Source organism: Butyrivibrio sp. XBB1001, from assembly GCF_000424505.1.
Taxonomy (GTDB): Bacteria; Bacillota; Clostridia; order Lachnospirales; family Lachnospiraceae; genus Butyrivibrio.
On the sequence record NZ_AUKA01000001.1, the window covers coordinates 187838 to 209974 of the forward strand.

Genomic DNA, 22137 nt, shown 5'->3' on the forward strand with positions numbered 1-22137 from the left:
AGATTGTCTTTTATACATTTAATTAGAAGAAAGACTTACATTTAATAGACATGAGGTGATTTTTTCAATGATATCCAAAGATTACACATTAGGTATAGATATTGGTTCAACCACTGTTAAAATAGCCCTTTTAGATTCTGAGCACAATATAGTTTTTTCAGATTACAAGAGGCATTTTGCTAACATTCAGGAAACTCTTTCAGATCTTCTTGTAGAAGCTAGAGCTGTCAGCGGAAATGTTATTTTGCATCCTGTTATCACTGGTTCAGGTGGTCTTACTCTTGCCAAGCACCTGGAAGTTCCTTTTGTGCAGGAGGTTATAGCTGTTTCTACTTCTCTTAAAGAACTTGCACCCAAGACAGACGTTGCTATTGAGCTTGGTGGTGAGGATGCCAAGATCATTTATTTTGAAGATGGTAATGTTGAACAACGAATGAATGGTATCTGTGCCGGTGGTACGGGTTCTTTTATTGACCAGATGGCTGCTCTTCTGCAGACAGACGCCTCTGGTCTTAATGAATATGCCAAAAATTACAAATCATTATATACAATTGCAGCAAGATGCGGCGTATTTGCTAAGTCTGATATTCAGCCACTTATTAACGAAGGTGCCACCAAGGAAGACCTGGCAGCTTCTATTTTCCAGGCTGTTGTAAACCAGACTATATCTGGCCTTGCTTGTGGTAAGCCAATAAGAGGACATGTTGCATTTCTAGGCGGCCCTCTTCACTTCCTGGATCAGCTGAAGGCTTCTTTTATCCGTACTTTAAAACTCGATGACGAACATACTATTGATACTGATAATTCTCATCTTTTTGCAGCTATAGGCTCAGCCCTCAATGCAAAAGAAGAAACATCCTATACAATGGATGAAATGGTGGGCAAGCTTTCTCATAAGATAGTTATGGATGCTGAGGTTTCAAGACTTGATCCTCTGTTTCGAAATGAAGATGAGTACAAGGCTTTCAGAAACAGGCAGGATCAGTACAAGGTAAAGACAAGGAAACTTGACTCATATCAAGGCAAGGCATTCCTTGGTATTGATGCAGGTTCTACTACGACAAAGTGTGCCCTCATTAGTGAGGATGGAGATCTGCTCTACTCTTTTTATTCCAGTAACAATGGAAGTCCTCTTAAAACAGCTATTTCTTCTATTCAGGAAATATACAAGCTTATGCCTAAGGGGGTAGAAATTGCAAGATCTTGTTCTACTGGCTATGGTGAGGCGCTTCTTAAATCAGCTCTTTTATTAGACGACGGAGAAGTTGAAACTATCGCTCATTATAATGCGGCAGCTTTCTTTGATCCTGAGGTTGACTGCATACTTGATATCGGTGGTCAGGATATGAAATGTATCCATATCAAGAATCAGTCTGTAGATTCAGTTCAGCTAAACGAGGCATGTTCCTCAGGATGTGGTTCTTTCATAGAAACCTTTGCCAAATCATTGGACTATAGTGTTCAGGATTTTGCTAAGGTTGCTCTGTATGCCAAGTCTCCTGTGGATCTTGGAACAAGATGTACTGTATTTATGAATTCCAGGGTCAAGCAGGCTCAGAAGGAAGGCGCTGATGTCGCAGATATTTCCTCAGGTCTCGCGTACTCAGTTATCAAGAACGCCCTCTTTAAGGTTATTAAAGTTTCTGATGCTAAGGATCTTGGCGAGCATATCGTTGTTCAGGGTGGAACATTCTATAATGATGCTGTTCTTCGCGCTTTTGAGATTATTTCAGGGGCTGAAGCTATACGTCCTGATATCGCTGGTATCATGGGTGCATTTGGAGCAGCTCTTATTGCCAGGGACAGATATAACGAAACTACTGATTACAAGACAACTATGCTTTCTATCGATCAGATAAATGGTCTTGAGTATACTACCAGCATGACAACCTGCCAGGGCTGTACTAACCACTGTAGGCTCACTGTCAATAAGTTCACTGGCGGCCGTCAGCATATCTCAGGAAACCGTTGTGAAAGAGGAATTGGCAAGGTAAAAAATGCCGAGGGAATTCCTAACCTGTTTGATTATAAATATAAGAGAATATTTGGTTATGAGCCTCTTACAGCAGACAAGGCTACACGAGGCACTGTAGGTATTCCAAGAGTTCTTAATTTCTACGAGAACTATCCTTTCTGGTTTACTTTCTTTACTAAACTAGGCTATAGGGTTGTACTATCACCAAGATCAACTCATCAGATTTATGAGCTTGGTATTGAATCAATCCCTAGTGAATCAGAGTGCTATCCAGCCAAGCTAAGCCATGGCCATATTGAATGGCTTATTAAACAGAAGGTTGATTTTATCTTCTACCCTGGGCTTTTCTATGAGCGTGAGGAAGTAGAAGGCGCAACTAACCATTATAACTGCCCTATCGTTACTTCTTACTCTGAGAACATAAAGAATAATGTTGAAGCTATTACTAATGGAAGTGTAAGACTTAGAAATCCATTTATGGCTTTCACTTCTCTTGAAACAGCTACAAGCGCTCTGGTTAAAGAGTTTAAAGAAATCCCTGCTGAGGAGATCGTAGCCGCAGCAAGCGAGGGATGGAAAGAAATGGCCAAGGCCAGAAAAGATGTTCAGGATAAGGGTGAAGAAACTCTTAAATGGATTGAAGAAAATGGCCGTCACGGTATTGTCCTTGCAGGGCGTCCTTACCATGTTGATCCTGAAATAAATCATGGAATTCCAGATATGATCTGTTCCTATGGTGTTGCAGTACTTACGGAGGACAGCATATCTCATCTTGGAACTCCTGAGAGACCACTTATAGTGTCTGACCAGTGGATGTATCATTCTAGATTATATGCTGCTGCAAGCTATGTTCGTACACGAGATGACCTGGATCTTATTCAGCTAAACTCCTTCGGATGCGGCCTTGATGCAGTAACAACAGATCAGGTTAATGATATTCTTTCAGGCTCGGATAAGATCTATACATGCCTAAAGATTGATGAAGTAAATAACCTTGGAAGCGCAAGAATACGAGTTCGTTCACTTCTTGCTGCTATTAGAGTCCGTAAACAAAAGAATAAAAAGAGGACTGTAAATGACTGCTCTAACCATAGAGTTTTATTTACTGAGGATATGCGAAAGAATTACACTCTTTTATGCCCACAGATGTCTCCTATTCATTTTGACATTTTAGAGCCTGCCTTTGCTGCCTGTGGTTACAACTTCGTAGTAATGCAAAATGACAACAGACATGCTATAGACATGGGACTTAAATATGTAAATAATGATGCCTGCTATCCTTCTCTTTGGGTTGTTGGACAGATAATGGATGAACTTCATTCTGGTAAATATGACCTTAACAGAACAGCTGTCATTATGTCTCAGACAGGAGGCGGATGCCGAGCTACTAACTATGTAGGATTTATTAGAAGAGCACTTAAAAAGGCAGGTATGGAGCAGATTCCAGTTGTTTCACTTAATCTCTCCAAGCTCGAATCAAATCCAGGATTTCATATCAACTTTGAGATGCTTCAGAGAGCAGCTTATGGCGCAGTATTTGGTGATATCTTTATGAGGTGCGTATATAGAATGCGTCCTTATGAAAAGGTAAAAGGCTCTGTTAATGCCTGTCATGAAAAATGGCTTCCTGTAGTCAAAGAGTTTGTTACAGCCAAACACATGAGCTTTTTCAAGTTCCAGAGATTATGCAGACAGATTATCGAAGACTTCGATAAAATAGAAATCACAGATGAAGTTAAGCCAAGAGTTGGCGTCGTTGGAGAGATTCTTGTTAAGTTTGCTCCAGCTGCTAATAATCATTTGGTGGATCTGTTGGAGGCTGAAGGCGCTGAGGCTGTAGTACCTGATCTTATTGACTTTATGCTCTATTGCTTCTACAACCAGATCTATAAGGCTGAGGAATTTGGAACTTCAAGGAAGACTGCTACTCTTATGAAGGCTGCTATCTGGGCAATTGAAAAGCTTCGTGGCGGTGCCTCAAGAGCATTTGAAAAGAGTAAGCACTTTGATCCACCAACAAGTATTTACAAGCTTGTAGAATATGCAGAGCCTATTGTTTCAATAGGTAACCAGACTGGTGAAGGTTGGTTCCTGACTGGTGAAATGGTTGAGCTTATAATGGAGGGTGCAAATAATATTGTTTGTACACAGCCATTTGGATGTCTTCCAAACCACGTTGTAGGTAAGGGTGTTATAAAACAGATGCGTCATTTATATCCAGGATGTAACATTGTTGCCATTGACTATGATCCAGGTGCTTCTGAAGTTAACCAGCTAAATAGAATCAAGCTTATGCTTTCTACTGCTCAGCGCAAGGTTGATGAGTCAAAGAAAGCCATTTAAAAAATAATAAACGAGTAGAAGGCTTTTTGTTAGTCTTCTACTCGTTTTTTAACCTTTTATTTTTATGACAGATCAGTTTGCTGTTTTGTCAGATACTAAACTTTTAACCAATGCATCCATTGATGTATCAGCGTAAGATTTTCCATTTATCTCAGCAAAGAAATCTATTTTTCCATCTTTGCCCATACGAATTCCAAAATTCGAAATGGAATCTTCTTCATTTGTATTTTCACTTATCTTTTTACTAAAGTCCGTGATCTTATTCATAGCATCATCAATCTGGGATAACAGATTATCTTTTTCCTTTTTATCTTTAGGATCTTCTGAAGACAATAATTTTAACTCATCTTCAGATAAAATAATGCTATACTCAAGATCTCCGCCAATCTGAGAGAGATCATCCTGCGGACCAGCTACAAAGACATCAGCATTGTCGTATTTCTTTTGCAAAAGATCTACGACTTTACCATACATCTCAACTTCGGGAGAAAACTCTACCTTGGCGCTTTCGCCAAACTTAGCATTAAGTGAAGAGATTTTCTTATCATCTGAAGCTTTCGATGATGGCCCTCTGATCTTGCTGGCAACGTTACCCTGCGGTTTATCTATACCACGTAGTAACGAATTAATGTTACCATTAACGTTATTAGCCATATGTTTCCTCCTTGAATTCTCATCGCAGAATCCATTCTACGAGCCCAAAATCAAAATAAGAATAAAAAAACCTATTATTCCTTATGGTTAATTTGAGCCTAACATTATGCTTTCGAAATAACAATAAAATATCTATTAAATAATTGTCATAGCGAAAAAAACTTCCAGATAAACAAGGTTATCTGGAAGCAAAATTTCAATAATATAATTATAAATCGTAATATGTTATTTCCTGTTTTGTTCAAAATCTTCAATATACTGACTGATAAATTTAACTGTACCTTCAATTCCCAGGATACTTGAATTAATAGAAAGATCGTAACTGTCTGCTCTTCCCCATTTTTTGGAAGAATAATAGTTGTAATAGCTCTGACGCTGCTTGTCTTTCTTGTTCATCATATCTCTTGCCTGTTCGTCAGACTTAACATCGGCAAAGCGTTCCTTGATACGCTTTATCTTGGATTCCTCATCAGCATGTATAAAAATATTAAGGACATTATCAAAATCTGAAAGAGCATAATCAGCGCATCTTCCTACAATTACGCAAGGACCTTCCTCAGCAATCTTTTTGATAGTATCAAATTGAGCAAGAAACACCTTATGACTAATTGGCATATCAACAAAACTGGATGCATTATAGCCAAAGGAATAAGTATCCATTACAAGATTATACAAAAACGAATTTGTAGGTCTCTCATCGTGATTCTGAATCATTTCCTCACAGAATCCGCTCTCCTTGGCTGCTCTGCTAAGAAGTTCCTTGTCATAGCACTTGATGCCATACTGCTTAGCAAGCATCTCGCCTATCTCTCTTCCACCAGAACCAAACTGTCTACCAATAGTAATAATAGTATTCATACTGTATCCCCCTATGTGTGTGAAACATAAAGCTGTCTTTTGTTTTATTCTACCCTATTTAAGCACATCTAGCAAATGATTAAAGTACTCTGGAAGAGGCGCATCGGTTTCTATATACTCTCTAGTAACAGGATGTATAAAACCTAGTGTCTTAGCGTGAAGGCACTGTCCTTGTGTCTTAAATTTAGAGTGTCTGCCACCAGCATAAACTTCATCTCCAAGTAGCGGATGACCTATATATGACATATGAACTCTGATCTGATGAGTTCGTCCAGTCTGCAATTTACATTCTATGTATGTAAAACCATCCTCCTCAAAACGCTTTAAAACTCTATAATGGGTCGATGCAAATTTGCCATTTGGAACAACAGCCATCTTCTTTCTGTCCTGAGGACTTCTGCCAATAGGTGCAGTAATATCTCCCTCATCGTCTTTGAGAATACCGTAGCATATAGCATGATAAACTCTGTTTATGGAATGTTCTTTTAGTTGATCAGCTATTACCTTGTGAGAGTTATCATTTTTACAAATAATGACAGAACCAGTTGTATCTTTGTCAATCCTATGTACAATACCTGGCCTCATAACACCATTTATTCCAGAAAGATTGTCCTTGCAATGAAACATGATGGCGTTTACAAGAGTATCCTTGTAATGGCCAGCCGCTGGATGAACAACCATATCTTTGGGCTTATTTACGACAACCACATCATCGTCCTCGTAAATGATATCAAGCGGAATATCCTGAGGAAGGATTTCTGGAATCTCAACAGGAGGTATTTCCATTTTGATCTCATCACCATCAGAAACATGGAGAGAAGCCTTAACAGCTTTACCATTACAAAAAACTTTTTTGTCATCAATAAGCTTTTTAATATAGGTTCTGGATAAAGAATCAATTAACTCACTAATAAGCTTGTCAATCCTCATCCCATCATATTCATCTGTAACTGTAACTTCAAAAAAATCGCTTTTTTGTTCCATTACTTAAATTCCCTGAATTTCTTTTGCTGTCTAAAGCTTAAGAAATTAAAATCGCTCTCTTTATAATAAAACAAAAACAAGATGATAAACACAAAAGTGGCTACAGTAACATATATATCAGCCACATTAAAGATTGGGAAGTTAATTAATACAAAATAGATAAAATCAACAACATAGTCATTTTTGACCCTGTCAATCATATTACCTGCTGCTCCACTTGCTATAAATACAAGAAGAAAATGCATTATATTGTACTTCTTATCATCTGGAAGTCTGAATAATACATAAGCTATGATGAGAAGAATAAGTACAGCCACAAGAACGAAAAAGACTTTCTGATTCTGAAGCATACCAAAAGCAGCTCCAGAGTTCTTTAAAAAGTTAAGTTCTAAAACACCATTAATAATCTTAAAAGCAGGCTTATCTTGCAAATGAACAACAGCAAGATACTTGGTAAACTGATCAAGAAATACTAAAAAAATGATCAGACAAAAATCTACTGCAAGAAATATTTTCTTTTTCTTTGTAAGTGTATTCATGAAATTGGTTCCTTCTTAGTCGTTATTTTCTATATAAATGATTTCTTCAAGAGCTTTTCTCATGTCATCTTCTGTGACATCCGTAGATATAAAAGCTTTACCAATACCCTTGAGAAGAACAAACTTTATCTTGTTGCTATCAGCTTTTTTATCATTTTTAGTAAGGCTTATAACAGTATCTACATCCAGATCCTCTACAGAAATGGGAAGATCAAAAGGAACAAACATATCCCTGATTTCATAATACTCTTCCATAGATATATATTCCTTTTTCCAGGATATAAAAGCTGCAGCTACGGCGCCAAGAGCAACACATTCACCATGGAACAAAGAAAAATCCTTGGCCTTTTCAATAGCATGGCCTAAGGTGTGCCCGAAATTAAGAAGTGCTCTTTCTCCCTTTTCTGTTGGGTCCTTTTCAACGACAGCTTTTTTGATCTCGCAGCTTCTCTTTATCATAGAAAGCAAAATCTCAGGATCCTTGTCTGAAATTTCATACATGTTCTCTAAAAGCCAGGTATAGAATGAAGCATCCTTGATAAGTCCATGCTTCATAACTTCAGCAAAACCAGATGCAAACTGCCTTCCAGATAAGGAATTAAGAGTAGAAATATTTGTATAAACAAGAGCTGGCATATGGAATGCACCAATCATATTCTTATAACCATTAAAGTCTACACCAGTCTTGCCGCCAATACTACTATCTGTTTGAGCTAGTAGCGTTGTCGGAACCTGTACAAAAGAAATACCCCTAAGATATGTAGCAGCTGTAAAGCCTACCATATCGCCAACTACACCGCCACCAAGTGCTAATAACAAATCATGTCTGTCGAATTTATTTTTAATCAGAAATTCATATATCTTCTCTATTTCTTTTAGATTCTTGTTCTCTTCACCTGCAGGAATAACAAAACTGAAAATCTTGTCAAAGCTACCCTTTAAATTTTCATAAACTTCATCCAAATATAAGGACTTTACATTACTATCTGTTATAACTGCAATCTTTCTTCCCTCAAAACCAATTCTCTTAATCTCTTCAGATAGTCTGCTAAATGATTCTTCAAAAACTATATTATAAAGAGGTTTGCCCTGGTAGTTTATTTCTAATGTATCGCTCATATCTTGTCTCCAAAGTTTTAGTATAAAATAAAAAAAATAGAAAAAGCTGTTGACGAGTATCTGGCATGTCAACAGCCTTAATAATATCAAACTGATCAGTCTATCTGCTGAGGTCCATCGGAAATGCCAGAACCAAAAGCACCATTGATCATAGACTGGAAATCACCTGAAATATCAACAGAAGCTGGTGTAATAATAAAAATATACCTGGAAATCTTCTGAAGATTTCCGCTTATAGCGTAAGTTGAGCCAGAAGTAAAATCTATGATTCTCTGGGCAATGTCAACGTCAAGACCTTCAAGGTTAAGTACAACTGTACGATTTGCTAAGAGAGTATCAGTAATCTCTCTGGCATCCTCTACAGAAGTTGGCTTAATAACGCAAACTTCCATTCCTGCACCAGAAACGCTCTTCTTGCTACGGGCAGGTACTACCTTAGGAGATGCCTTTTTAATCTTCTCCTCAGAAATCTCTATACTTGGATCATCTTTTCCAATTGGCGCGGAATTGTTGATTGATTCAATCTTGGATGTGGTATTATCATAACCCTCATCATAGTCATCATAATAACCGCTATCATCATCCCCATTTAGCTGAATTGCTTTTAAAAATTTATCCATTACGCTCATGCTATTATACTCCTCGCAACTATTTTCCCAACAAAACTAAATATCATTTTACGTAATATTACAGAATCTGTCAAATTTATAAGCCCGAAAATCAAGCTATTCCGAAGATGAAGATTCAGTAGAAGTTTCTTCTGAAGATCCTTGCGTACTGTCATTTTCTGATGAGCTATCAGAAGTACTCTCTTGTGAGCTACCTTCAGCTGATGAATCGCCTAAAGAGCCCTCTTCTGCACCTAGATTACTGGAGTTATCGCTTGTTGGAACACTATCATCTGTACCACCAGAAGTCTTGCCAGCAGCACTTGCTCCATCTTCGTTTACGGCAGCTGCATCTAGCACAATATAATCATAAACACTAAGACCATACATGGTATTGGATCTTACAATAGAATATTCATCATTTTGATATAAGATACGAATCTGCCTGAAGTCTGCATATCCCTTGTTAATATTATAAACTCCTACAAGAGTATCCTGTTTGCCCACAGCAAATCTGTCATTAGAATCAGGCTTGATCAGTACATCTCCAGATCTAAGCGTAGACATATCAGCGTAGTATTCAGTATCATTCTCATTATAAAGAGATAAAGATACAAATTCAGTCGTTTCATTGCCTTGCTCGTCATATTTGTCACGCAGAACTCCTGTGGTATTATCATTATTCTTTATAATATACTCTTTAGGAATCAGGAAGAAACTCTTATTTACAATAGATGAATTTGGAATCTTAAGCCCTGTCTCATCTTCAGTGATCAACTCTACAGATAGAAGTCTGTCTCTGCAAAAAGTAATCATAGAATTGGAGAAACTAAGGACCAGAAAAGTATCTCCATTAGCATTAGTTACGCTTGATACCTTACCCCATGATTCATTTTGGTTTTTAAGAAATCGAACCTTGATATAGCCAAGATCCAAAAGTTCCTGAACCTTGTCAGGATCGCTTTCATGGATAACAATAGACCAGTCTTCACTGGTACAAAGCTTATATACTGGATCTCCAGCTTTTACAAGAGTGTTGTTTATAAGCTGATTTTTGGAATAATTATTAAGATCAAACATATCTACAGTAAGATCAGAAGGATTTCTATCCTCAAATCCATCTGTAGAATATACTACTATTCCTGTCCCTGTCGCATATTTATAATTTATGGCGGCCAATGCGGCACTATTAGAATTAAGCGAATTGATGTTATTTAGTATTGAGTTATTGGAAAGCTTTTGTACAGTACCATCAAGACCTATCTTGAAGTCATATACAGTATAGAACTCCTCTTTGTCAAAAGAGGACATATAGTCAACAATCTGAGAACGTAGCTCAGATAGATCTTCATCACTTAAATTAACATCATCAGAACCCTGAGATTTAAGGAATTCTAGAAGCTGGCCAGACTCATCAACCGTATATACAAGATTACCATAAGCCACACGAGCTCCCTCAGCCGCGAAATAGTTGACATAGCCAGCTGTATCACTCTCTACAATAGTCTCCTGCCTAAGCGCCACAGCATCATAAATATTATTGGTAGAAAGCGCCCCCTCTTTGACCTCATAACCGACAATATGATCCTTACGAAAATATGTGATAACACTGATAATAACGTAAATAAGTATAAAACCAAATATAACTACACCAATATTTATGTTATTAAGATTTCTAGGATATTTTGTGACTTTTCGTCCCTTTGCCAAATCCTATTTCCCCATTCCAAAAATACTTTTCAAAAGATAAGCCGCGGTATTCCGCGGCTTATCACAATACTCGCTATAACAGAAAATAATCAAAGTGAAATAACAATCTTTGATCTTACGGATTCTGGAACCTCTTCCTCATCCATTGAAAGGCTCAGAACAAAATCAATATTGAACTTCTCAGAGAGCTTTTCCAATTTGTCGATAGTTTCAGAAATATCCTCACCTTCAAGGCAAGCAATCTTTAAAAAACTATCAAAATACATCTGCTGGAGATCATGGTCTTGAGAAATAATACCACTGACGAAACCGATAAACTCATCGGCATTTGAGATCATAAAATCTGATACTACTATTAAACGGATCTTGTTGTTAAGCTCATACATGTGCTTAGTGTTCTTATCAAGAAAGGCAATACTTCCGAGTACGTTCTGCACCTCGGTATTTACCTTGTCCAATAAGCATTTGGTCTTTCCTTTACCCTTTTTCCCAACAATTAACTGAACCATCGGCATACCCTCCTGCAAGCAAGAATTTATTGATGTATTAATTATAGTTTATTGAATGTTAAAAGACAACCTTAATTAACGATTTCCTTTAACAATTCTGACATATCTGCGTACAAAGTACCGCTGTCTGTATCACGCATGATCACTGCGATGTAAGGATTACCGGCTGTATCTCTTGCAAGCAAAATAAGGCAATGGCCAGCTGCATTTGTAGTACCAGTTTTCCCTCCAATTACAGTGACCCCATTTGGAGCCTGCTGGTTGCCTGCCAGATAAGCATTTGTATTTTTTATATCTACATCCTTGGAAGCACCGGTAGAATCAAGATAAGATGTAGTATAGGTATTCATATTGATAGTTTCACTAAAAGTATCATACTGCATAGCTGCATTAAAAATCAGATACATATCATAAGCGGTAACATAATGCTCATCACTAGTGAGTCCATGCGGATTTTCAAAGTGAGAATTTGTAGCACCAATAGCCCTGGCTTCCTGATTCATAAGTTCCACAAAATCATCAATAGAGCCAGAAATATTAGTAGCTATAAGATTGGCTACATCATTTGCTGAATAGATAAGCAGTATATGAAGCGCCTGATCAAGGGTCATCCTGTCACCTTCCTTGAGCCCGATTTTCTGTGCGCCAGCTTCATTGACATAAACATCAGGTCCTGCAACTAGAACCTGCTCAAGGCTTCCGTATTTAAGAGCTACGTAGGCTGTCATAACCTTAGTAAGGCTTGCAGGCATTACTCTTTCATTAACGTTCTGAGCATAAAGAGTCTCTTTATTGGTAAGATCAAAAAGACCTGCACTAACTTTTTCTGTTATAGAAGAATCGGAATTATTGATGTCGGAATTAACGACACAAAGATCAGAAGCATAGGTAGGATATACAAGCCTTTCCTTGCTGTCTGATGAAAAAGAACTAACGGAATATTTGGCAGCTGTCGCGCCACCAAAACATCCCGTTAGACAAGATACAGTTATCAATAAAATGGCCACAAGTGAAAGGCCTTTATTTGTACATTTCACGCCACTCAAGGTCCCCTCTGTCAAGTGATTTGATCAAAAGCTCTGCTGATGCAAGATTTGTAGCAACAGGAATATTATGCATATCACAGAGAGTCATTACATTATTAACATCAGGTTCATGACTTTTAACAGTAAGTGGATCCCTAAGAAAAATAACGAGGTCAATTTCATTGTGCTCAATTGCTGCTCCAAGCTGCTGAGCACCACCTAAATGACCTGCAAGATATTTGTGAACAGTAAGATTTGTAACTTCTTCTATTAGCCTTCCAGTAGTTCCTGTAGCATAAAGGTCATTCTTACTAAGAATTCCTCTGTAAGCAATACAGAAATTCTGCATAAGCTTTTTCTTAGCATCGTGTGCTATAAGTGCGATATTCATGGGCTAAACCCTCCCCAAATTATACTTATTACTCTGTAATCTGACATTTAATACAAAACCGATACCCATATATGAACTAAGCAGAGATGTAAGTCCATAACTAACAAAGGGAAGCGGTATTCCTGTATTAGGAATTACACCAGTTGCAACACCAATATTGATAAATCCCTGAAATCCAATCCAGGCACCAACACCAGCGGCAATAATCTCTCCTGCCCTGTTTCTGGCTCTCATAGAGATCAAAAAGCATCTCGTAGAGATAAGAAGTATAAGAACGACAACGATGCAGGCTCCAATAAAGCCAAATTCCTCGCCGATTACAGTAAAAATAAAGTCTGTCGGTGATTCAGAAATGAAACCACCATTAAGAACAGAACTTATCTCATTAGTATTATAACCTTTTCCATAAAGCTGTCCTGAGCCAATAGCCATCATGGAATTCAGAGTCTGATAAGCTTCTGAATTGGCATAGTCTTCTGGATGAAGCCAAGCAAGGATACGACGCTGCTGATAATCATGCAAAAGACTACTCTCTCCCTGTACTGCATTATAGATAACAAATAAAACAGATGGAATCGAAACAGATAGAACTGCTATAACAATCTTCCAGCTGATACCAGCTACAAACATGATCGAGCTAAAGATCATCATGACCATAATACAGGTAGATAAGTCAGGCTGCATAGCTATCAAGCCAAGCGGCAATGCCAAAAGCACAAGACAAACGAGAACAAATCCAAAGGACTTTATTCTATCCTTATATTTCATAATAAACTGTGCATAAAATAAAATCAATAAAATTTTGGCGGCCTCAGAAGGCTGAAACTTAATACCCAAGAGACTTATCCATCTCTGTGCACCATTTGTACTACTACCAAGTGGTGATAGAACCAAAGCCAGTAAAACTGCATTTATCAGATAAAAAAGCAAATATAGTTTTATGATAAAAAGATAATCAAGCAGTGAAATAAAGACCATCAAAATTACACCCAGTGCAAATCCCGCAATCTGCTTGTTGCGAGAAGAAGGATCCGCTGAATTTATAGCCATTATTCCAATTGTTGTGAGTACCATTATCATGATCACCAGTATAAAGTCGTAATCAATGATCCTGTATTTTTTAATCATCAAAAGAATTCCTCGTAAACTTAGTCAGCGTTTGTTGCGCCATCCTGAAGAGTCTGAGCTGTTCCGGAAATTATATCATCCGCATCTCTAAGATCAAAGTAATAAGCCAGTGCCTCTTTGGTAATCTGTGCTGCGTAGCTTGATGTGTAACCATTAGCTATTCTGGTGGCAACAGCAATTTCAGGCTTCTCATAAGGAGCATAGCAAACAAAAAGAGAATGGTTAGGCTTGCTCTTTGATTCCTGGGCTGTACCAGTTTTACCTGCAACAGACACACCCAGATTTGAGTAATAAGCTTTGTCCTGTACTACCTGCCTCATTCCAAGATGTATGGCGTTCCAGTATGACTGAGGCATATCAATCACATTTCTTATTTCTGCTGAGTAATCCTGAAGCAAGTTGCCATTAGAGTCAGTAGTCTTATCTATCAGAGTAAGATTATAGCAAGTACCACTATTGGCAACAGTTGTAACATATCTGGCAAGTCCTACAGTTGTATAAGAGTTTGTACCCTGACCAATAGCAGAACGAACAGCATCGATATCAGATGCCTGAGGCTCAGATTCAGCAATTTCTATACCTGACTTGGCTGTAAGGCCATATAACTCAGCATATTTAGCAAGCTTTTCAAGACCTATATCAGGCTTATAATTGTTGTTCTCATCAAGTCCCAGTCTAAAACCAACTTCATAGAAGAAACAGTTACAGGAATTTCTGATGCCGCCTGTAACATTTAGTCCTCCATGACCTCTTGGATAAATCCAACATCTAGGCGGATTATCAAGCTTATCATAAATACCACCACAGTAGATCACAGAATCTGTAGTAATGACTCCCTCCATAAGACCAGCAGTTGAAGAAACCATTTTAAAGGTAGATCCTGGAGCAGTCTTTTGCTGTGTGGCATAGTTGTATAAAGGATTTGAATTATCATTACGCAGTTTGGCATAATATTCGGCATCAACTCCATTGGCCATCATATTATTGTCATATCCAGGATATGACACAAGAGCAAGTACATCTCCCGTGTTAACATCTGTGATGACCATAGAACCAGTACAAGGATCAAGCGCAAGCTGAGCTGGAGTAATATCAAGATTGGAAATACGGTTGATCATAAATGTGTAGGCTGACTCTCCGCCTCTTTTCCAAAGTGATAATTCATCCTCATCTATATTTATTACCTGTTGTTCCAGAAGTATCTCACATACCTGTGTTCCGGAAATATAACCATCAAGTAAAAGATATTTATATAGCCTTGTTTTGAATTCAGCATCATTTTCAAGCGAAGAAATGATGTAATCTGTTATCTGACCAAAAATTTCCTCGGAATCAGCATATTGATTATCTATACTAAGCTTTGAAACATCAATCCAGTTCATGGCTATAGCATATTTAAGATATTCAGTTAGAGAAATGGTCTCATCAGTAGTCCAGGCTATGTAAGTTGAATCATCTCTGTCAACCTTGGATGAATCCAATATTCCGTCGTTATAAAGGAGAGAAGCAATATGACTCATATACCACTGATATTCTTTGGAAAGATGATCATAGCTTGTTTTTTTCTCAGTAAGCTCACTTCTAAGTTCCGAAGTCACAGTAGTATATTTGCCAGTAAATGCATCATAAACGGTCTTCTCATTATCTCCAGCATCATCTTGAGAAAAATGCTCTACATCTACAATATTATTATCAAATACAGCATAATAGACATCATATATTGGAATAACAATATTACTGGAACTTGATGTCTCGGTAAAAGTATAGGTCTTTATATTCTGAATCTTTGAAACAAGAATACCAGCAAGCGACTGCTCGATAATGTTATAGCAAGCCTCTGTAAGATCCTTGTCAATTGTCAGATATACGTCATTGCCAGCAACAGAGTCAACGTAGTTACTGGTTTCTATAACCTGACCGGTATTATCAACATATACTGTTTCTGAGCCTTTTGTTCCCTGAAGAACACTTTCCATGGCTTGTTCTATGCCAGATTTTCCAACTGTATCATTTAAGCCATAATTACTGTTCTCCTGCTGAAGAGCATAGAGTTCATCCTCAGAAACTTTACCTGTATAACCAAGAATCTGAGAAAAATATACAGAATCTACATATTTTCTAGCGGTACTTTCTTCAATAGATACGCCTGCCAGAGTATCAGCATTTTCCATGACATCAGCTACAGTCTGATCGCTTACATCAGAAGCAACTGTAGTATCAATGTATTTCTGATAACTATTTGTGCTCATGTTATATCTTACATTGAGAATCTTAAGTGCTCTGTCATTGGTATAACCTTTTCTAGGAACAAATGTAGACGAATCTCCTTCTACTTCGTTCTCACCAATACCAAAATTTTTGCACATATCATCGACAACTTCCTGTGCTGTCTTTGTCTTTTCCTCATATTTAAGGTCATTAATTGAGGTCCTGCCATAAATATCAGCTAAAAATCTTAAAAGACTGTTACCTTCAACAGTATATTCAAAGTCATTATTCTCATTAATTACAACCTTGAAGTCCTGATCTACAGAATCGCCATTATCCTCAATAATATCAATAAGTCTGTTCAAAGTTTCATTGATGGACTTATTCTTGCCTCTTCCTGACTTATAGACATCTTCGATAGTAACAGAATTCGCAAGCTCGTTATAAGCAAGAAGCTTACCATTTCTGTCATAAATATTACCTCTTGTAGCAGCAATGCTCTTTTCCTTCTTGATACGAAGTTTAAAAGTATCAAGATAGTATTCACCATTTACTATCTGCAATGAAAACAGCCTGTATATCATGATAGTTGCAAGACAAGTAAGAACAACGCAAACAATAACAGCCCTGGACGTTATGAACTTTATAACCGCATCCTTAATCTCACTAAACAAATTTCTTGGCGTTCCTTTCTTCTCTCTCATCAAACCTGTTATTCATATGCAGGATAACAGGGTAAAAGAAAATAGCAATAAGTGCAGTGTACACCATTTCCGGAATGATATTACTCATCATATAGTAACCAATGTTAAACTTATTTCTGAACAAGAACATCAAAATATAACAGATAAATCCAAAAAGAAAATCTGCTATAGTTATAAAAACAATAGGAATAGCTATATTCTGTGAAAAGAATATCTCATGGAATTTCCCGACAATAAACCCAATGTACATGTATATAAGAGCAAAAAATCCAATATATGTACCAAAAAAGATATCAATCAAAAGTCCACTAAAAAAGCCAATTACAAGACCCGACCGGTCTCCCTTTATGAATCCAGTAGAAGCTACTACTATTATCATAAGATTTGGCGCAATACCGCCAAAGTCAAGGGCTCTAAAGACAGTAGTCTGTAAAATAAAGGAAACAAGCACCAAAATGAAATTGTAAATTATACGTCTGATATTCATTTATATTTCCCTTAATCACCGATATCTTTTTTTAGCTCCAAAAGTACAAGAACAACATTCATATGTTCAAAATCAACGGCAGGCGTTATAGTTCCGGATTTGGTAAGGTTATTGGAATCATCATCAATAGTTGAGATATAGCCAATAAGGATGCCTGGGAGATATTTGTCACTGATATTTGAAGTTACAACCTTATCTCCTATGCTCACCTTATCAACATCATCAACCAGTTTGGAAAATCTGATAAATCCCTGCTTGTAAAGTTCAAGATCGCCGGAAACAATAAGATTATCAGAAGAAGCAAGCACCATGCCACTGACAGAAGCATTATCTGCAATTATTGACTGAACTTTGGCCCAATCAGGACCAACATCAATGATCCTTCCTACCAAAGCTCCATTAGCCATAACATTCATATCAATAGCAAGGCCGTCATCAGACCCCTTGTCAATGACAAAAGAGTGATACCAGTTGCCAGCATCCTTGGCTATTATTCTGGCTCCAACCTTCTCATACTGTTCATATGGACCATCCAACTGATACATATTTCTAAGCTCAGTAAGTTCGTACTTTTCCTGTTCAAGAGTAGTGTTCTGAATTGTGAGATCATCAATTTCCTTCTTCAATCTTTCATTTTCTTCAAGAAGTTTTGTTATAGAGGAAAGCTTGTCAGAAGTTTCTCTCATATACGTTCCTACAGTTGTGATCCCCTTCTGAAAAGGTACAACAAAAATGCCAGCAAAAGAATTAAGCGGGCCTGTAAAAAGATTAGTATTAAAAGTTATGACAATCGTGCCAATGCACAACAATGTTAAAATAAAGAGGAGATATTTACTTGGCAGAGTAAATTCTTCTCCTCTTCTCTTGATAATGGGACTCATTATTTATCCTCTTCAATTCCATATGCAAGAGCTTTATACTGGTCTTCTTTGATGATCTTTGCAAGTCCAAGAGCTCCTGAACCCACTGGATTCTCAGCAATATTTACATTTAGGCCGACACCATTACTAAGTCTCTGTGCAAGATGGCATACCTGTGAAGCGCCACCGGTAAGGTAAAGACCATGCTTGAAAATATCAGCAGCAAGTTCTGGTGGAGTCTTCTCAAGAGCTGCCTTGATGTTATCAAGAATTGCATCAAAGTTCTCGATAAGTGCCTGATTAAGAAGTTCAGTAGGAATCTTACGCTCAACAGGAAGACCTGTTACAATATCTCTACCATAAACAACAGCATCCTTGCCTTCCTTTTCAAGGTCTTTAAGAGAAATCTTTACAGCTTCTGATGTCTTCTCACCAATAAGAAGACCAAATTCCTTACGGATAACGTTTCTGATAGATTCATCAAACTTCTTGCCACCAACCTTAATAAGCTTACTAACAACAATTCCTCGAAGAGACAAGATAGAAATCTCAGTTGTGTCATATCCCACATTAACTACAAGAACACCCTGGGAATTCATAACATCTACATTCATGCCAAGTCCATCAGCAAGTGGCTTTTTAACCATCATGATCTTCTTGGCCTTGATACCAGCATCATTTATCAGGTCATGGAAGGCCCTTCTCTCAACTTCTGTAACATCCTTGGGAACAGCAATATAAACTTCACAAGGCTTAACTGAGCCCTTCATCTGATCTGTCAAGAAGAGCTTGACCAAAGTCTCCATATGCTCAATATCAGCAATTACACCACTGTTAAGAGGATAAGAAATCTTGATCTTATCTGGTGCCTTTTCATACATCTCATATGCAGAATTACCATATGCAAAGACATTTGTCTTATTCTCAATGGCAATCATATTCTTCTCAACTGTTAATGAATCCTCGTCTCTGTTGTAGATCTTGATGTTACTTGTTCCAAGATCAATTCCAAAAATATTACCCAAAACGCCCTCCTTATAGCCACAAGAGTCCCTTTTCCAAAAGACTGCAATATGACTTATTTCCAATAATAATATGGTCTCTTAAATGAATATCAAGCATATTGCCTGATTCTATGATCCTCTTAGTTACTCCTACATCAGCCTTACTGGGAGTAGGATCGCCTGTTGGATGATTGTGAAGAAGTATAAGATTAGATGCTCCACATTTCAGGCTATGCATAAATACATCCCTGGGGGAAAGACTAGCAGAATTAACTGTTCCAATTGATAACAGACATTCCTCGATCAGCCCCATTTTAGTGTTAAGGCACAAAAGAATTACCTTCTCCTGTTCCTCATGTCTCATCCTCTCCATGTAGTAATCTGCAACATTTTGCGAATTACTACAATCTAGCTCTTCAAGATTTTTATGATAAGACATTCTCTTGGCAAGTTCAGCTATACACTTAAGCTTAACAGCCTTGATCTGACCCACTCCGTGAATACTCATAAGTTCATCAAGGGATAAAGAAAAAAGTGCATTAAGCCCTCTTTCCTTGCCTCGACCCATACTGATTATCTGATTTGCTATATCAACTGGAGAACTCACATTAGTACCAGTTCTGATTATTATCGCCAATAGCTCAGCATCAGTAAGACTCTCAGGCCCAAAGTTTAAAAATCTCTCGTAAGGAAGAGATTCCTGATAAACAGTATTCTCTGCAAGTAGTTTGTTGAATGATTTCATATTGTCTCCTTCTGATAACAACTCCAGACAATCAGAAAAAGACCACTATGTATTTTACCACAAATAGTGATTAGTTTAAACTAGATTCTTTTATAAGTCCCGCATCAACAAGACTCTGAAGAGTCTTAAGTATTCCAAGCTTGGCGTGAGGCCATGTGAGACCTCCCTGGAAAAATACAGAATAAGGTGGCTTTATAGGACCATCTGCTGAAAGCTCTATTGAAGAGCCAGAAACAAAAGCACCTGCAGCCATAATGACCTGTGCATCATATCCTGGCATATCCCAAGGCTCAGGGGCTACAAATGAATCAACAGGAGCAGCCGCCTGTACTCCCTGACAAAAAGCAATAACACCCTCAGGCTTTCCAAAAGTCACAGCCTGAATTATATCGTGTCTGTCCTCAGTTGCATTAGGACAAACTTCAAAACCAAGCTTTTCATAAATATTTGCTACAAAAATAGCACCCTTAAGAGCAGATGCAGTAACAGTAGGAGCAAGGAAAAATCCCTGGTAAAACTGAGGAAGAATTCCAAGTGAAGCACCAACCTCTTTTCCAAGTCCTGGAGAAGTTAATCTGAAAGCTGCATTTTCAACACACTCTTTTGTTCCAGCGATGTAACCACCTATAGGTGCAAGTCCGCCGCCGGGGTTCTTGATAAGTGAGCCCACAACCATATCAGCACCTACATCTGAAGGCTCTTTCTCTTCTACAAATTCACCATAGCAGTTATCTACCATGCATTTAACATCTTTTTTGATGCCTTTGATAAAGGAAATCAGTTCCCCTATTCTGCTAACTGAAAGTGTAGGTCTTGTCTGATATCCCTTGGACCTTTGTATAGTAACAAGCTTAATATTATCATTTTCAAGAAGAGTCTTTTTAATATTTTCAAAGTCAAAAGAGCCATCTGGTAAAAGATCTACCTGGCTATAGCTTACACCATATTCTGCAAGAGAACCCTTGGAAGGTCTTATTCCAATAACCTCTTCAAGTGTGTCGTAAGGCTTGCCGACAGGTGAAAAAAGCATATCTCCAGGGCGAAGATTGCTCATAAGAGCAAGCGCAAGCGCATGTGTTCCACAAGTAATCTGTGGTCTTACAAGAGCATCCTCAGTATGGAAGACGGACGCATAAACTGCTTCAAGCTTCTCACGACCTATATCATTATATCCATAGCCAGTGGTTCCAAGAAGACAAGCTTCGCTAACCTTGTTCTCCTGCATTGCCTTCAAAACCTTAAGCTGATTATATTCTGCATTTTCATCAATTTTCTTAAATCTTACTTCCAGGTCACTTAATATCTTTTCTCCAAAATCAACTACTTTTTCTGAAATACCAAGTGCCTTATACATTTCCTTGTTCATAAATCCTAATCATCTCTTTCAAAATTAATTCATCGTCGTGTCCGAAATCTCTTTTATCGATCCAGATCACATCTTTTTCACCCTTAAACCAGGTGAGCTGTCTTTTAGCAAAATGTCTCGTGTTTTGTTTTATAAGATATACTGCCCTATCAAGGTCATATTCTCCCTCAAGGTAGTCAAACATTTCTCTATAGCCGAGACTCTTAGAAGCCGTAGAGCTAAAGGGGATATTCATTTGGATAAGCTTTTGGGTTTCCTCTAAAAGTCCTTCTTCCATCATCATATCCACTCTTTTGTCTATGCGTGAGTATAACGTTTTTCTATCATCTGTCAAGACAAAATACTTAAAGTCGTAAGGCGAAGTCCGCTCTTTCTGCTCTTTATTGTGCTCTGATATTGGCTTACCAGTCTTATGGTAATATTCAAGTGCTCTGATAACTCGCTTAACATTGTTTTCATGAATTCCAGCATAGGATTCAGAATCAATATCTTTAAGCTCTTCATGAAGGACATGATTACCTTCTTCTATCGCTCTTTTTTCAAGTTCTTTTCTAAAAGAGTCATCTTCGTCTGTTTCAGTAAAATCAATATCATATAATACAGCCTGTATATAAAAGCCTGTACCCCCAACAATAATAGGGAGTTTTCCCCTTGATGCGATGTCTTGTATTGCTTCCTTTACCAGCTTTTGGAACATGAATACATTAAATTCCTCAGAAGGCTCTAAAAAATCTATAAGATGATGTGGTATCCCCTCCATCATATCAGGAGTTATCTTATCTGTGCCTATGTTCATATACTTATAAACCTGCATAGAATCAGCGGAGATGATCTCTCCGCCAAGTCTCTTTGCAAGTTCGATTGATAATTTAGTTTTTCCAACTGCTGTAGGGCCAGTTAAAACTATAAGCTTTTGCATA

19 protein-coding genes are annotated in these 22137 nt (G+C 37.7%); 1 reads left to right on the forward strand and 18 read right to left on the reverse strand.

Features of this window, described 5'->3' with window-relative positions; all coding sequences use genetic code 11:
- Positions 1-67: 67 nt before the first annotated feature.
- On the forward strand, positions 68-4318 hold the full coding sequence (locus G631_RS0100855) for a 2-hydroxyacyl-CoA dehydratase (protein ID WP_026487813.1): 4251 nt from the start codon (positions 68-70) through the stop codon (positions 4316-4318).
- A 72-nt stretch (positions 4319-4390) separates the two neighbouring features.
- Here the strand turns inward: G631_RS0100855 and G631_RS0100860 are convergent, their stop codons facing one another.
- The 18 genes from G631_RS0100860 to miaA form a co-directional block, all read right to left on the reverse strand.
- Entirely contained in the window at positions 4391-4972 is a 582-nt protein-coding gene (locus G631_RS0100860; RefSeq protein ID WP_026487814.1) for a DUF6033 family protein, read from the reverse strand.
- A 225-nt stretch (positions 4973-5197) separates the two neighbouring features.
- A complete protein-coding gene (locus G631_RS0100865) occupies positions 5198-5830 on the reverse strand; it encodes a cytidylate kinase-like family protein (protein WP_026487815.1) in 633 nt (210 codons plus the stop codon).
- 54 nt (positions 5831-5884) lie between these two features.
- Positions 5885-6814 (reverse strand): RluA family pseudouridine synthase, encoded by a 930-nt coding sequence (locus G631_RS0100870; RefSeq protein WP_026487816.1) that lies wholly within the window; start codon positions 6812-6814, stop codon positions 5885-5887.
- Complete coding sequence (gene lspA, locus G631_RS0100875) at positions 6814-7353, reverse strand: signal peptidase II (RefSeq protein WP_026487817.1); 540 nt, start codon at positions 7351-7353, stop codon at positions 6814-6816. Before lspA ends, G631_RS0100870 begins: the two co-directional genes overlap by 1 nt.
- Positions 7354-7368: 15 nt before the next feature.
- A complete protein-coding gene (gene aroB, locus G631_RS0100880; protein WP_026487818.1) occupies positions 7369-8472 on the reverse strand; it encodes a 3-dehydroquinate synthase in 1104 nt (367 codons plus the stop codon).
- A gap of 95 nt (positions 8473-8567) precedes the next feature.
- Entirely contained in the window at positions 8568-9101 is a 534-nt protein-coding gene (locus G631_RS0100885) for a cell division protein SepF (protein WP_026487819.1), read from the reverse strand.
- Positions 9102-9197: 96 nt separating this feature from the next.
- A complete protein-coding gene (locus G631_RS17580) occupies positions 9198-10790 on the reverse strand; it encodes an HlyD family efflux transporter periplasmic adaptor subunit (protein WP_242829038.1) in 1593 nt (530 codons plus the stop codon).
- 89 nt (positions 10791-10879) lie between these two features.
- A complete protein-coding gene (locus G631_RS0100895) occupies positions 10880-11299 on the reverse strand; it encodes a hypothetical protein (protein ID WP_026487820.1) in 420 nt (139 codons plus the stop codon).
- Positions 11300-11370: 71 nt separating this feature from the next.
- Positions 11371-12336, reverse strand: a complete 966-nt coding sequence (locus G631_RS0100900) for a D-alanyl-D-alanine carboxypeptidase family protein (RefSeq protein ID WP_242829039.1) — start codon at positions 12334-12336, stop codon at positions 11371-11373.
- Positions 12320-12715 carry a methylglyoxal synthase gene (mgsA, locus tag G631_RS0100905; protein ID WP_026487822.1) on the reverse strand — a complete coding sequence of 132 codons (396 nt, stop codon included), beginning with the start codon at positions 12713-12715 and terminating at the stop codon, positions 12320-12322. The genes G631_RS0100900 and mgsA overlap by 17 nt, the downstream gene beginning before the upstream one ends.
- Positions 12716-12718: 3 nt before the next feature.
- Positions 12719-13843 carry an FtsW/RodA/SpoVE family cell cycle protein gene (locus G631_RS0100910; protein ID WP_026487823.1) on the reverse strand — a complete coding sequence of 375 codons (1125 nt, stop codon included), beginning with the start codon at positions 13841-13843 and terminating at the stop codon, positions 12719-12721.
- A gap of 20 nt (positions 13844-13863) precedes the next feature.
- Positions 13864-16755, reverse strand: a complete 2892-nt coding sequence (locus G631_RS0100915) for a penicillin-binding transpeptidase domain-containing protein (protein WP_242829040.1) — start codon at positions 16753-16755, stop codon at positions 13864-13866.
- Positions 16718-17242, reverse strand: a complete 525-nt coding sequence (mreD, locus tag G631_RS0100920) for a rod shape-determining protein MreD (protein ID WP_051196692.1) — start codon at positions 17240-17242, stop codon at positions 16718-16720. The genes G631_RS0100915 and mreD overlap by 38 nt, the downstream gene beginning before the upstream one ends.
- A gap of 11 nt (positions 17243-17253) precedes the next feature.
- Positions 17254-18123 carry a rod shape-determining protein MreC gene (gene mreC, locus G631_RS0100925; RefSeq protein ID WP_026487826.1) on the reverse strand — a complete coding sequence of 290 codons (870 nt, stop codon included), beginning with the start codon at positions 18121-18123 and terminating at the stop codon, positions 17254-17256.
- Complete coding sequence (locus G631_RS0100930) at positions 18123-19127, reverse strand: rod shape-determining protein (RefSeq protein WP_026487827.1); 1005 nt, start codon at positions 19125-19127, stop codon at positions 18123-18125. Before G631_RS0100930 ends, mreC begins: the two co-directional genes overlap by 1 nt.
- A 10-nt stretch (positions 19128-19137) precedes the next feature.
- Positions 19138-19851 carry a RadC family protein gene (gene radC, locus G631_RS0100935; RefSeq protein WP_026487828.1) on the reverse strand — a complete coding sequence of 238 codons (714 nt, stop codon included), beginning with the start codon at positions 19849-19851 and terminating at the stop codon, positions 19138-19140.
- 70 nt (positions 19852-19921) lie between these two features.
- Entirely contained in the window at positions 19922-21217 is a 1296-nt protein-coding gene (locus G631_RS0100940) for a methionine gamma-lyase family protein (RefSeq protein ID WP_026487829.1), read from the reverse strand.
- Positions 21198-22136: a tRNA (adenosine(37)-N6)-dimethylallyltransferase MiaA gene (gene miaA / locus G631_RS0100945; protein ID WP_026487830.1), complete on the reverse strand. Its 939-nt coding sequence runs from the start codon at positions 22134-22136 to the stop codon at positions 21198-21200. Before miaA ends, G631_RS0100940 begins: the two co-directional genes overlap by 20 nt.
- Position 22137: the final 1 nt, after the last annotated feature.

What these genes read in the sequence shown, in the direction of transcription:
- G631_RS0100855 (WP_026487813.1), top strand. Translation starts at nt 68, where the DNA reads ATGATATCCAAAGATTACACATTAGGTATAGATATTGGTTCAACCACT.
- G631_RS0100860 (WP_026487814.1), bottom strand. Translation starts at nt 4,972, where the DNA reads ATGGCTAATAACGTTAATGGTAACATTAATTCGTTACTACGTGGTATA.
- G631_RS0100865 (WP_026487815.1), bottom strand. Translation starts at nt 5,830, where the DNA reads ATGAATACTATTATTACTATTGGTAGACAGTTTGGTTCTGGTGGAAGA.
- G631_RS0100870 (WP_026487816.1), bottom strand. Translation starts at nt 6,814, where the DNA reads ATGGAACAAAAAAGCGATTTTTTTGAAGTTACAGTTACAGATGAATAT.
- lspA (WP_026487817.1), bottom strand. Translation starts at nt 7,353, where the DNA reads ATGAATACACTTACAAAGAAAAAGAAAATATTTCTTGCAGTAGATTTT.
- aroB (WP_026487818.1), bottom strand. Translation starts at nt 8,472, where the DNA reads ATGAGCGATACATTAGAAATAAACTACCAGGGCAAACCTCTTTATAAT.
- G631_RS0100885 (WP_026487819.1), bottom strand. Translation starts at nt 9,101, where the DNA reads ATGAGCGTAATGGATAAATTTTTAAAAGCAATTCAGCTAAATGGGGAT.
- G631_RS0100895 (WP_026487820.1), bottom strand. Translation starts at nt 11,299, where the DNA reads ATGGTTCAGTTAATTGTTGGGAAAAAGGGTAAAGGAAAGACCAAATGC.
- mgsA (WP_026487822.1), bottom strand. Translation starts at nt 12,715, where the DNA reads ATGAATATCGCACTTATAGCACACGATGCTAAGAAAAAGCTTATGCAG.
- G631_RS0100910 (WP_026487823.1), bottom strand. Translation starts at nt 13,843, where the DNA reads ATGATTAAAAAATACAGGATCATTGATTACGACTTTATACTGGTGATC.
- G631_RS0100915 (WP_242829040.1), bottom strand. Translation starts at nt 16,755, where the DNA reads ATGAGAGAGAAGAAAGGAACGCCAAGAAATTTGTTTAGTGAGATTAAG.
- mreD (WP_051196692.1), bottom strand. Translation starts at nt 17,242, where the DNA reads ATGAATATCAGACGTATAATTTACAATTTCATTTTGGTGCTTGTTTCC.
- mreC (WP_026487826.1), bottom strand. Translation starts at nt 18,123, where the DNA reads ATGAGTCCCATTATCAAGAGAAGAGGAGAAGAATTTACTCTGCCAAGT.
- radC (WP_026487828.1), bottom strand. Translation starts at nt 19,851, where the DNA reads ATGAAATCATTCAACAAACTACTTGCAGAGAATACTGTTTATCAGGAA.
- G631_RS0100940 (WP_026487829.1), bottom strand. Translation starts at nt 21,217, where the DNA reads ATGAACAAGGAAATGTATAAGGCACTTGGTATTTCAGAAAAAGTAGTT.
- miaA (WP_026487830.1), bottom strand. Translation starts at nt 22,136, where the DNA reads ATGCAAAAGCTTATAGTTTTAACTGGCCCTACAGCAGTTGGAAAAACT.